This window comes from Bartonella sp. MU70NMGDW (assembly GCF_042194085.1).
Classification (GTDB): Bacteria; Pseudomonadota; Alphaproteobacteria; order Rhizobiales; family Rhizobiaceae; genus Bartonella; species Bartonella grahamii.
The window spans coordinates 1-13,315 of the sequence record NZ_JBHIMK010000053.1 but is presented as its reverse complement, the minus strand read 5'-3'; the positions used below and the strand labels follow the sequence as shown (position 1 = coordinate 13,315).

Below are 13,315 nucleotides of genomic sequence, written 5' to 3'. Positions count from 1 at the left end.
GGATTAACAACCATACCAGATTCAAACTTTTTTACTTGGCGGACTTCTTCTGCCTGTTCTGCAGGAGACATATTACGATGAATAACTCCAAGACCTCCAGCTTGAGCCATAGCAATTGCCAAACGCGATTCTGTTACCGTATCCATTGCAGCAGAAAGCAATGGCAAATTGAGCTTAATATCCGCTGCAATGCGCGTACTGAGATCCACTTGACTAGGCATAACAAGAGAATGACCGGGCTGTAAAAGTACATCATCAAAAGTCAGTGCCAATGCACCTGTCCCCGTTTCAACAATCTTTGCCATAGCAAAATTCCTTTTATAATAAAACACCGCAAGGAGCTTTAAAATACAACTGCGGTTCTCATACATGGTAGATTGGCAAAAAATTATGCCATGCTACAAACAAAATGAAAAGAAAAATAAATATTTTTTTTAAGTGTGGTTTATAAAAATTTACAATTGTGATTCAATAGGTAACCAACTTATTATTTTTGTAAATGTGCGACGCCAAAAATTGCTTTCTGGCTCATGGTCAATGCTATATTTTTTTTCATTTTCAATAAAATCCCAATAAATACGATTATTATCACCAAGACGCAGATGATAACTCATTTCTCCTGTTGTTTCTTCAGAAAACAACAAATCTAATCTTGCTGTAATGGGAGCACATTCAAAAAGAATGCCCATTTCTGTATTTAATGATGCTGATCTGGGATCAAAATTTAAAGATCCAATAAAAGCTGTTTTACGATCAATTAAAAAAGCTTTGGCATGTAAACTTGCCTTACTCGATCGAAACAACCGTAATCCATGGGTGTTGCCCTCCGATTTTAATTCATAAAGCTTAACACCACTTTTCAACAACGCCTTACGATACGATACATAACCCCCATGCACCAGTGCTACATCAGTAGCTGCTAAAGAATTCGTCAGAATTTTTACATCAACACCCTTTGAAACCAAATGACTAAAATTCTGCGTTCCAACCTTACCAGGAACAAAATAAGGTGACGTAATCTGAACCGTTTTTTGGGCATTTCCAATAACCTTTGAAAGTGCCTTCATAAGCCAATTGCTTGCTTTTTTACGCAATGCTTTTTCTGGAGGGTCAGAAAGAACAACAACTTTGTCTGCTAAAAATAACCGCCTTCCTGTTTGAATAAAACAATCAAAATTAATGTGCTGTTTGACATAATCTAAATAAACTTTTGCAACCTTGGAATCCCGAAATTTTTGTAATTTATCCTTCCAATAGCTAAGATCACTTGCGCTTTTAGGAACAACCAAAGTATGAATTGGCAAAACAACAGCACTATTCCAAAAATCATCAAAAATACTTTCCACCTTTTTAACAGAGGGTCCGATTAACATCAAATCTAAATCTCGAAAATGGGATTCTTCACCAGCATCAAAATAAGAATCTGCAAGATTACGTCCTCCTACAAAAGCGATCCTACCATCAACAATAAAAGCTTTATTATGCATTCTACGTGTAACAGTAATCGCCCGTAATATAATCTCTAAACCACGGCGTAATCCACCTTTACGCGATCGTCCTGGATTAAACATTCTCACCTCAATATGAGGGTGTTTATCTAGCGCAATATAAGCTGGATCACGTGCTTGAGCGTTAATATCATCCAAAAGAAGCCGTACCCGAACACCCCGATCCGCTGCCTTAACTATTTCACTTAATAATAGACGCCCTGTTAAATCATCATCCCAAATATAATACATCAGATCAAGGCTACGCCCAGCCTCTGCAGCTCCTATTGCACGAACGCAAAACGCGTCCAAATTGCTGATAATGAGGGAAAGAGCATCTTTATCAATCCCCAATCCATTTTCTTCCTCAGCTAATTGACTGACGATACGATCAAGCTTAGTTTCATCTTTCTGAATAGGTAACGCATAAGAACATTGCCCCCTAGCATTTTTCACAAAACGCCCATAAGTGTAGATTGCCAACATAGATGCAATAAAAAAAAAGAGGACAAAACCAATAACAATATGTAAAAGAGTCAAAGAGGACAAACTTTCTATTTTAAGCTATCGCATCATCAGTAATGCAAACGATAATCCTAATCACTTTATCTTAACCGTGTAGCAGATAAAATGCCACTTCTTGCTTAAGAGAGTATAAATTTAATATTGATGATACAAAAATTTTAGCGGTAGTATTTAAAAGTTTTTAAAAATGCCTCTCTGCTTTAATAAATATAAACTTAACTAAAATTGTATAAACTGAAACAGACGATTAAAATAGTCACATAAAATTTATATTTGTTTTAAATCTACAAAATCATCCTCTATAGATAAATTTTGCAATAAATGATTGTTTTCTTAAGCCCCCCCCACGGACTTTATCAAAATCCACTCTATTTTTTTGAAACTCATGCTTGTCATGAAGAGAGATTTGTTATGAATTTTACTTTCGTTCTTGATTTCTTATTGCTCGTAATTCTTCCATTTTTCTATAAAGTGTAGAGCGACCAATATGAAGGCGGCGCGCAATCTCACTCATATGTCCTTTATAATGTTTGACCGCTTTCTCGATAATATCATGTTCCATCTCTGCAAAAGTACGCACATGCCCATCTGTATTCAAAAATTTTATCGATTCTTGTTCATTATCTTCTTGCATATCACCCTCAATGATATTGGGAACATTCATTAATGGATTTCCCATTAATTGCGGAAAATCTCGAACAGTTAATAACGGTCCTTCACTTAGTAAAATCGCACGAAATAAAAAGTTTTCAAGCTCATTTCTATTGCCAGGCCAATCATACTGCATAAGCAAGGAAAGAGCAGATCCTGCTAAACCATGGACATGTGATCGCCCTGTTTCGGTGATAATGCGATCAATCAAACGTTGTGTGATCTCTGGAAAATCATCCCTTAATTCTCGCAAAGCAGGGACGCTAATAGACAAGTGAGAAAATTGTTCAAACAAACTATGCAAAAAAAAGTTCTCTTTAACCAAGTCCTTTAAACGCGATGTTGAAATAGCAATGATCCGAAAAGGGAAAAAATCTCCTTTTGTATTCCTTTCCCTTTCTTTAAGGTAATGAGCGAACCGTTTTTGCTGTATGGGCTCAAGTCGATCAATATCACAAAGGCAAAGTGTCCCTTTCTCAAGAGAAGAAACCAATGGTAGGAATTCTTTAAACCACTGCTGATTTTCTTCTTCTGGATCAACGATGGCTGAACATTGAAAGCGAATAAAAACACCTTCCGAGAATAATCCCTCATGATGAATAATCCGGGCTAATGTCTCACGTCCTGTTCCAACTTCCCCCTCTATCAAAAGATTCTGTAAAGAAGTTGCTGCTTGTCTCGATTGTTCTAACACTACCTGCATAGCTCTACTTTTTATGCAAAGATCAGAAAACCGTAAATGATTCTCTTTTTTTCGCCGAATATCTCTAACTTCATGCTCCAAGGCAGAAATAAGAGCAAGAATATCCAAAGTAACCCTTACGCGTAATAATGTTACTGGGTGGATCCAATAATCAATAGCTCCAGCTGTTAAAGCTTTCTGGAGTAAATTCTGATTCTCTTGTTGTGCTATAACGACAATAGGAACAGAAACACCAGCAACTCTAATCATTTTAATTAAATCGCTCACACTCAAATCACTCATAACGACATCAAGGAGTGCAAGCACAATGTTTTTACGCCTGTGTAAAAGATCAATCGTACGGAGACCATTTTCTGCTTCAATGACACGATAGCCAAAACCTCGCAGCATAGCAGAAAGTTCTATCCGTCTTCCATAATCTTCACTCGCAACAAGAATAGGACCAACCATAATGTCAATAATCTCCTTTGAGACTACTCAGCAGCTTAATATAAAAATTGTTGTAAACCATAAGAAATATTTCACCTCTTGTGTTTCACTTACGAACTTCATCAAGCTGTTAATTAAATACAACATTAAGGCATTTTTTTCCATTTTTTTGCTTTTTCATTGATTTTCATCAAATTTTTCATATTGACTCATGGAGTATTTGATAATGTTATAAAAACTAGAGAGCAAAATAATCTAAATAGAGTGCAATAAATGAAACATACCTATCATATTTTATGTCTTACAATTACCACCTTGCTGTTAGGTGCCTGTAGCTTTTCGCAATATTATAACTCAAATATGCCAACTGGAATTGATGGAAAATGGGTTGATGAGAATGGTATTATTTCTTCTTTCCACAATGGTGTTTTTGAAACGCGTGCAGCAGATACAGAAGAAAAACTATCAGAAGGGGTATATAATTATCTCAATGCCCAAAATATAGAAATTGAAATACGCTCTATTCTCCGTGGAACAATTTCTAGAGTCAATTGTACAGTGTCATGTGATGCCACACAACTTCTCTGCACCTCGCATACAGGAGCACAGTTTTTCCTTAAGCGGAAATCTTAGACAAGGTACAAAGGAAGCCTCTCTTAAGAACAGAGGGAGCACATACATTAAACAGGAGGTGATCCTTTCTCCTCCTGATAGAAAATCCTCTCTAAAATACGCAAAGATACGGATATAATTTTTACCTTGAAAATTTTCTAAACATTATGAAATGCATAAAATAATCATTTTCTTCCACCAAATATCAGTAAAGCCACCTCACAATAAAATTGTTACTTTGTATCATTCAATCTATTTTAACCTAAAATAACATTTTATTTGATAGGGAACTTTAATCTAAGCAGCGCCAATGCGCAAAAGATCATGAAAATGAACAATTCCTATCGGTTTTTTATCTTCAACCACGAAAAATGCACCAATATGATGATCATTAATAAAAGCTGTTGCTGCACCAACAAGTGTATTTGGTTTTACAACTTTAGGAGCTTTGGTCATCACCTCGTCAACATTAAATTTTGATAAATTAAAATGCATGTTACGTGCAAGATCGCCATCGGTTACAATTCCAATTAGTTCGCCTTCTTGATTCACAACACCAACACAACCAAAATGCTTTTCCACCAAAACATTCATCGCTTCAGTCATAGATGTTCCCTGCATAACCAAAGGAATATTATCACCCTCATGCATAATATCACACACGTATTTAAGGCTTGCACCAAGAGAACCACCAGGATGATATATTTTGAAATCCGTTGCGGTAAAACCACGCATTTCTAAAAGAGAAACCGCTAATGCATCTCCCATTGCCAATTGCATAATTGTTGAAGTTGTAGGGGCTAAACCATGGGGGCAAGCCTCTTCTATCTTTGGTAATAATAAAACAATATCAGCTTGTCGTCCTAATACAGAGTACTCACTTGATGTCATCGCAATAAGGGGGATACGAAAACGCGCCGCATAACTTATGATACCACTTAACTCTTGAGTTTCACCAGACCATGATAAAGCAAGAATAACATTATCAGATCCAATCATACCAAGATCACCATGATTGGCTTCTGCAGCGTGAACAAAAAAGGCAGGCGTTCCAGTTGAAGCTAGGGTTGCTGCAATTTTTGTCCCTATATGACCACTTTTCCCAAGACCAGTAATGACCACATGTCCACGAGCATTTCTAATAGTTTGAACGGCCGCTTCAACAGAAGAAGAAAGAGTTCCCAGAAGAGATTTTTCAAGGGCTTCAAGCCCCTGCTTTTCACTGGCAAGTGTTTTAAGCGCTGATGCAACTGCACCTTGCAAAGCCATATGAGGAGACGGTGTTATCATAATCAAATTCAATCAATAAAATTAAATGAGAGATCTATATCATTTTTCAACATTAATGGTTTCCAGTAAATTTTTCAATGAGGCAGAAACATGGCTGTGCATATCAGCGCGTGCCAAAGAAAATGCAACGTTGGCTTCAATGAAACCAGTTTTAGAACCGCAATCAAAAGTGCGCCCTTCTACTTGCAAACCCCAAAAATCCTGCTCATTTGAAAGCCGTATCATAGCATCTGTTAATTGAATTTCATTTCCTGTTCCTCGTTCTTGAGTGGAAAGAATATTAAAAATTTCTGGCTGCAAAATATAACGTCCATTGATGTACAAATTTGATGGTGCCGTTCCTAACACTGGTTTCTCTACCATTTTTGTGATTTTAAAACCATTTGCAATCTGTTTACCTTTGCCAACTATACCGTATTTATGTGCTTCTTCAAGATCGCATTCCTGAACGGCAATAATATTTCCCCCGCCCACCTTTTCATAAAGACTAATCATCTCAGAAAGACATCCCTTTTTGGCTTGAATCAGCATATCGGGTAATAACAAAGCAAAAGGTTCCCCTGCAACTAATTCACGCGCACACCAAAGAGCATGCCCTAATCCCAAAGGTTGCTGTTGCCGAGTGAAAGAAGTTGACCCTGGTAATGGCTGTAAACGGTATAAATGTGCAAGATCTTCTTTCTTTCCACATTCAGCCAGTGTCGTGTATAATTCAACTTGCGCATCAAAATAATCCTCAATGACTGCTTTGTTACGTCCAGTCACAAAAATAAAATGCTCAATACCAGCCTCCCTCGCCTCATCCACAACATATTGAATAACAGGTTTATCAACAACTGTTAGCATTTCTTTAGGAATTGTTTTTGTCGCAGGAAGAAAACGCGTACCAAGACCTGCTACTGGAAATACAGCTTTCCGGATTTTACGCACACTCACCCTCCTCAATGAATTCATATATTTTTTGTTTTATTTAACATATGTTTTTACGAAATGGTAAAAAAGATATCTTATTGTTTTGATTATCATTATAATGGGCAATCAAAAATGTAAAAAAGAGTATGAGAATTTATTGAAAGGATTAAAACGAATTATTTATTTCAGTTTTCTCCCCTTCTTGATCATATTATCGATTAAACTAAATACAAAATAAAGTTATTGCACATCTAATAAATTGAATATTAATGGGGATTTCAAAATGCAAAAAACAGAATTGAAGACTTTCTCTTTTTTAGAGAAGTCCATAAATTGGAGAACTCTTCTCACTGGCTCTGCCGTTATTTTTTCTGCTTTTTTAATGTTTTTTGTATCCCTTTCATATGCTGATAGCGGATTTAAACACTGGATTAAAGAATTTAAAAAAATAGCTATTGCTCACAATATTACCCCTTATACGTTTCATATGGCGTTTAAAGGTGTTAATGCAATTGATCCAGAAGTTCTAAAAAGTGCCGCATACCAACCGGAATTTGTTGCTCCTTCATGGAACTATTTCGATAATCGTGTCCATGATATTGCAATTGAGGAAGGACGGCGCCAAACTCAAAAATGGAACAAATGGCTTCTTCAAATTGAAAAACGTTTTGGTGTTGACCGCAATATTCTGCTTGCTATTTGGTCAATGGAAAGCAACTATGGGAAAGTTTTAGCTAATAAAAGTGTAATGCGTGACACCATTCGTTCTCTTGCAACTTTAGCCTATGCTGATAAAAAACGTGCAAAATATGCATATACACAGCTGATTGCTGCTATGAAAATTCTACAAAGTGGCGAAATTAAACGCTCTCAACTCACTGGATCTTGGGCCGGTGCATTGGGGCATACACAATTTATTCCAAGCAGTTATCTCGCCTATGCAGTTGATATGGACCAAGATGGACGGCGTGATATCTGGAACTCTGTTCCAGATGCTCTGGCTACTGCTGCTAACCTTCTCCACAAAAATGGCTGGCAATCTAATCTTATTTGGGGAGTAGAGGTAAAAGTACCGCAGGGGGAAAACCTCCCTGAAGGCTGGTATTCCTTTGAACAATGGAAAAAATTAGGTGTAAAACACGCAAATGGGCATCCTCTTCCTACATTAGCTGAACAAGCAATATTAAAATATCCAGATGGAGCAAAAGGACCTATATTTTTAGTCACAAAAAATTTCTTTGTTCTGAAACATTATAATAATGCAGATCGTTATGCGTTTGCTGTTGCTCTTCTTGCTGACCGCATCGCTGGACATCCTGGATTGGTGCATGATTGGCAAAGACCTTTTCAACCTCTTACTTTCCAAGAATGCAAAGAACTGCAATCTCGCTTAAGTGCACTGGGCTATTACAAAGGGAATGTTGATGGAAAAATCGGAACAGCTTCTCGCAAAGCAATTAAAGCCTTTCAACTACGTCACGGTCTAAAAGCAAATGGATATCCATCATCTCAAGTGCTTTTTCTCCTTCGCAAACAATAATGGAGACTAAGGTTTTGTCTTCTGTTCGCCTGATATACTTGGCATTATTGCTATTTTCACTTTCCATTGTGGGGATCATACAGCCATCCCCAAGTAAAGCAACGAACTTCTTCAAATGGTTATCACAACATAACAAACAGACGCAACAACCACCGCAAATTATAGAACAAAAAATAGACAAGCCGCAAAAAAAGATCGTAACACAAAAAAACATACAAAAGCTAAAAGATGAGAATGCAAAGCGCATTCTTGTCATAGGGGATTTTACAGCTTCTGCTGTTGCCGATGCACTTAAGAAGTTTTTTATAAATAATAGCGATATCGTTATCATGAACAATACAATGCCAGCTTCCGGCTTAGTTCGGACGAATTATTATTCTTGGCAAAGCAATATTCCTAAACTCATTGATCAAAATAACCCCGATGTTATTATCATGATGATCGGTGCAAATGATAATCAACCAATCACAGACTCTTATAGAACAATTAACACAGATCAATCAGAATGGATGCACATCTACAAACAAAGAATTATCGAAATTGTTGAAAGTCTTCATGCCTCTAGAAAATCATGGATATGGATAAGTCAACCTGCCTTTAGAAATGACCTTTTGACACAAAAAATGAAAATTTTTAATGTGCTCTATAAACAAGAAACAGAAACAGCAGGAGGATATTTCCTCGATATCTGGAGCGGCTTTAGTGATGAGACAGGAAATTTTTCTTTTTCAGGCTATGATATTAATGGAAAAATAACCAAATTACGCACCAATAATGGCATGCATTTCACCTCTGAAGGAAAGAAAAAACTTGCCTCTTATTTAGAAAAACCATTGAAAAATATTTTAAATTTTTATGCCTTTTCTCATAAAAATCCTTACTCAACCGATCAAGCTATTCAAAAACTTATACAAGAATCAGAGAATAAAGAGCGGAGCAATATTATGCGTCAGCCTCCAATGAGCCTCGATGATATGGCACAACAAAACACTCACCTTTTAGGCAAAAGAAAGTCAAGTTTTATAAAAAAATCATGGTTTGCACCAAATGGGCATCAAAAAGATCGAGCTGATAATTTTTCTTTCCCATAATGTCTCTTTAAAAGACAAAATCTAATTTCCTTCATAAACAAAAGGTGAACAAGATAAAAAACTCTGTTTACAGAGCTATAATGAAGAGAGAATTCGTATAAATCACAACTGCATTTTTCGAATAATATGAAAACGGCATGGTATTAACCATACCGTTATATCTTATAGTCCACGTTTGTTAATCATTGCCTCTGGTAAAGGCATCCGTCCCCGAAAAGCTTTATAAAGCTCCTCTGGATCACGACTTCCCCCAGCAGAGTAAATAAAACGTTTCAACTTATCAGCAAGCTCTGAATTAAAAACATCTCCCGTTTCTTCAAAAGCCTGAAAAGCATCAGCATCAAGGACTTCCGCCCACATATAAGAATAGTAACCAGCGGCGTAACCATCACCTGAAAATATATGCGTAAAATGTGGAGGACGATGGCGCATAATAATTGTATCAGGCATTTGCAGCTTTTCTAATTCTTGGCGTTCAAATCCTGTTGGATCAGTTACCTTTTGTCCTTTATGAAAAGCCATATCTACGAGAGCTGATGAAGTAAATTCAACTGCAGCAAAGCCAGCATTAAATGTCTGTGCTGACAAAACCTTATCCATTAATGCTTGCGGCATAGGATGTCCTGTTTTTGCATGCGTAGCATAAGTTTGTAAAATCTCTGGTACAGTTAACCAATGTTCGTAAAGTTGAGAAGGCAGCTCAACAAAATCACGTGAAACCGATGTTCCCGATACAGATGGCCATGTGACATCAGAAAGCAAACCATGCAATGCATGCCCAAATTCGTGGAAAAGCGTACGCGCATCATCAAGTGATAAAAGAGCAACCTCCCCTTTGGGTGGTTTAGCAAAATTACAAACATTGTAGATAATAGGCTTTTGTCCGCCATCCAATTTATATTGTGATTGCAAACTACTCATCCACGCACCGGACCGTTTTGAAGAACGTGCAAAATAATCACCAATGAAATGCCCAAGTAGACTTCCATCAGACTTTTTTACTTCCCACAAACGTGCATCAGGATGCCAAAGTGCAACAGCATTTTTTTCTTCAAACGTAATGCCAAAGAGTTTTTCTGCTACCCCAAAAGCCGCTTTAATCATACGATCAAGCTGAAAATAATATTTAATTTCAGCGCTATCGAAAGAAAGTTTTTCAGTGCGAAGTTTTTCAGTATAATAACGCCAATCCCAAGCAGCTAAAGATTCATTGCTGCCCTGATTGTTGGCAAAATTTTGTAATTCAATTTGCTCAGTAGAAGCCTTCGCTCTTGCACGCTCCCATACAGGCATAAGCAAATCCATAACGGAATCAACACTTTTAGCCATGGTATTATCGAGTTTCAAATCTGCAAAAGATTTATATCCTAATAATTTCGCCTGCTCATCTCGAAGCGCAACAATCTCTACAATAATTGTTTTATTATCATTCTTGTTATTATTTTCACCACGTTTAGCCCAAGCTTGGAATGCAACCTCACGCAAATCACGACGATCAGAGAATTTTAAAAAAGGTTCAACAATCGAACGTGCTAGTGTTAATGCATACGCTTCTTCATTACCTCTTTCACACGCAATTTCCTTCATTGAATCAATGAGATCTTGCGGTAAACCAGATAAGTCGGTCTGTTTTAAAAACAGAATCCATTCAGCTTCATCATTTAAGACATTTTGTCCAAAAGTAGCATTTAAAAAAGCAAGTCTTTCATTAATTTCCAAAAGCCGTTTCTTAGCTTTTTCATCGAGTTTTGCCCCATGACAAACGAACTTTTTCCACCATAATTCAAGAACACGCGTTGTTTCACTCTCAAATATGCCCAGCTGCGACTGTTTATAAAGCACATCTATTTTTGCAAATATCCGTGCATCCATCATCATTTTTGAAGAATAACGAGAAAGTTTTACAACGAACTCTTGCTCTAGCTGTTGAATTAATACATTCGTATGAGCACTGGTGCGCAAGAAAAATATTGAACAAACACGATCAAGCGCTTTGCCACAAAGCTCAAAAGGCTGCAAAAAATTCTCAAGCGTTGGTGGTTCTTGCACCATCGCAATCGCCTCTAGTTCTTCTTCGGCTTCTTGAAGAGCCTGTTCAAAAGCGGGTTTAAAATCTTCATCACTGATAGAAGAAAAATCAGGAAGACCTGAAAATCCCTTCCAGTCCAGCACTGCTGCTTTTGTCATAATACTTTATGTCTCCATTATAAATTTAAGCTGTAACGATTATCTTTACGACACAAATTGATAATATACTAAAACTATTTCGTGAGTTTCAAAACGACCTTTCCAAACGCTATTGAATAAAAAAATCTAGAAATCGTAAAATTCTTTCATTTCAAACCATATTATATTGGAGAAATAAAGATTATTCGTTCGCACATCACAATACAATTGCATATTAATAAAAACACTTGAAGAAAGGCATAATCTCCACTCTTTAGAAAATATTGCTGTAGATCCTTTTGAAAATCGCAAAACTGCATCAAAGAAATGATGGTAAAAATCAGAACTGATTTTTACATTTACGCTTTTATATTATTCTCAAATTAAACTGTATTCTTGTTTTATTGATTCAGAAACTTGTTTATAACCTATAATTTACCCTTGACTTTACTTCAAATATTAACAATTGGGAATATAGCTGGGGAGTTTTTTAAATCTTCCATAAACTTTTGTTTTTATCTCATCTATTATCTAGATTTACAACTCTCCAACTCTTCAGGAGGTACTTTATCATGACTGAAATTAAAACGACCTTCGACTTCAAAAATTTTTCTCCTGAAGCTCTCGCTGAAAAGTTAAAAAATCAGCATTTTGCAGACTCTATTGATATCATCAATGACCTCGATATCATGGAACGTGTAACCATTCTTAGTCTTCTGCCTCTTGATTATGTTATCGAACTTTTTGATAAACCAGAGCTTGAGCAACCTGCTTCCATCCTAGAACTTCTCCCTATAAATCGTGCAGTTGAAATTCTTGATGGCATGTCTGCCGATGCTGCTGCGGACGTCTTTCAAGAAATGGATAAAGAAACCCGCACACGACTTTATGCCTTGCTTAAACCCTTAACGCGCGCTGAACTTAAAAAACTCACCAGTTATCCTGATCATACAGCAGGGGCACTGATGACAACAGAGTTTATAGCCGTTCCTTCAAACTGGACTATACAAAAAACGTTGGATCACATTCGTGAGGTCGAGCGAACACGTGAAACCGTTTATACCAGCTATGTAATTGACCCTAAAACAGGTATTCTTCTCAAAGCTGTTTCACTGCGTAACCTTATTCTTGCCTCACCTGATGAACAAATTCTTAATGTCCCTACCCATGACTCGCCCATTACAATATCGCCCTTCACACATCATGAAGATATCGCACGCCTTTTCCAGCGCCATGATCTTCTCTCTGTGCCTGTAGTTGATGAAAGTAACCATGTCATTGGCATTGTAACCGTCGATGACGTGCTTGATACTATGGTTGATGAGATGAATGAAGATGCCTATAAATTTGGGGGTATGGAAGCGCTTAATAAGCCCTATATGCAAATTAAATTTCCTGAAATGATGAAAAAACGTGGCGGATGGCTCGCGTTACTCTTTGTCGGTGAAATGCTGACAGCAAGTGCTATGCAACATTTCGAAACAGAACTCGAAAAAGCGATTATTCTTACACTGTTCATACCTCTCATTATGAGCTCAGGAGGAAATTCCGGCTCACAGGCTACATCCCTTATTATCCGTGCATTGGCTTTACGTGAACTCACGTTGAAAGACTGGTGGAAAGTGTTCATTCGTGAAATTCCAACAGGACTATCTCTTGGTCTCTTACTCGGAATTATTGGCATTACGCGCATTGCTCTTTGGCAACAATTCGGTATCTACGACTATGGGCAACATTGGATTGCTGTTTCGACAACAGTGGGTACAGCTTTAGTCGGAATCGTTACCTTTGGTTCTCTTTCTGGATCTATGCTGCCTTTTATTCTTAAAGGTTTAAAATTTGATCCAGCAAGTGCTTCTGCTCCTTTTGTGGCAACTTTAGTAGATGTCATGGGCATTATAATCTATTT

At 37.1% G+C, this 13,315-nt stretch carries 10 protein-coding genes; 4 read left to right on the top strand and 6 right to left on the bottom strand.

Annotated features, from left to right (window positions below):
- The 3 genes from ACFIKE_RS06165 to ACFIKE_RS06155 all read right to left on the bottom strand — a co-directional run.
- The coding region (locus ACFIKE_RS06165; RefSeq protein ID WP_375648666.1) for an IMP dehydrogenase at positions 1–305 on the bottom strand (305 nt) is incomplete at its 3' end.
- 150 nt (positions 306–455) lie between these two features.
- On the bottom strand, positions 456–2,027 hold the full coding sequence (locus ACFIKE_RS06160) for a phospholipase D family protein (protein WP_375648665.1): 1,572 nt from the start codon (positions 2,025–2,027) through the stop codon (positions 456–458).
- A gap of 403 nt (positions 2,028–2,430) precedes the next feature.
- The gene (locus ACFIKE_RS06155) at positions 2,431–3,816 is read right to left on the bottom strand and encodes a sigma-54-dependent transcriptional regulator (RefSeq protein ID WP_375648663.1); all 1,386 of its coding nucleotides are present in this window, start codon (positions 3,814–3,816) and stop codon (positions 2,431–2,433) included.
- Between the two features lie 252 nt (positions 3,817–4,068).
- On the opposite strand from ACFIKE_RS06155, the gene ACFIKE_RS06150 reads away from it, so the two are divergent.
- Positions 4,069–4,428, top strand: coding sequence for a hypothetical protein (locus tag ACFIKE_RS06150; protein ID WP_375648661.1), 360 nt, complete (start codon positions 4,069–4,071; stop codon positions 4,426–4,428).
- A gap of 276 nt (positions 4,429–4,704) precedes the next feature.
- Here the strand turns inward: ACFIKE_RS06150 and ACFIKE_RS06145 are convergent, their stop codons facing one another.
- On the bottom strand, positions 4,705–5,697 hold the full coding sequence (locus tag ACFIKE_RS06145; RefSeq protein WP_375648659.1) for an SIS domain-containing protein: 993 nt from the start codon (positions 5,695–5,697) through the stop codon (positions 4,705–4,707).
- A gap of 39 nt (positions 5,698–5,736) precedes the next feature.
- Positions 5,737–6,627, bottom strand: coding sequence for a UTP--glucose-1-phosphate uridylyltransferase (locus tag ACFIKE_RS06140; RefSeq protein WP_375648657.1), 891 nt, complete (start codon positions 6,625–6,627; stop codon positions 5,737–5,739).
- 265 nt (positions 6,628–6,892) lie between these two features.
- Here ACFIKE_RS06140 and ACFIKE_RS06135 point away from each other — a divergent pair, with 265 nt between their 5' ends.
- Positions 6,893–8,149: a lytic murein transglycosylase gene (locus tag ACFIKE_RS06135; protein ID WP_375626705.1), complete on the top strand. Its 1,257-nt coding sequence runs from the start codon at positions 6,893–6,895 to the stop codon at positions 8,147–8,149.
- 14 nt (positions 8,150–8,163) lie between these two features.
- Positions 8,164–9,240 (top strand): SGNH family hydrolase, encoded by a 1,077-nt coding sequence (locus ACFIKE_RS06130; RefSeq protein WP_375626703.1) that lies wholly within the window; start codon positions 8,164–8,166, stop codon positions 9,238–9,240.
- Positions 9,241–9,402: 162 nt separating this feature from the next.
- Here ACFIKE_RS06130 and ACFIKE_RS06125 read toward each other — a convergent pair whose 3' ends face one another.
- Positions 9,403–11,427, bottom strand: a complete 2,025-nt coding sequence (locus ACFIKE_RS06125; protein ID WP_375648655.1) for a M3 family metallopeptidase — start codon at positions 11,425–11,427, stop codon at positions 9,403–9,405.
- A gap of 551 nt (positions 11,428–11,978) precedes the next feature.
- Between ACFIKE_RS06125 and mgtE the strand changes: the two genes are divergently transcribed.
- On the top strand, positions 11,979–13,315 hold a 1,337-nt coding region (gene mgtE / locus ACFIKE_RS06120), incomplete at its 3' end, for a magnesium transporter (RefSeq protein ID WP_375648653.1).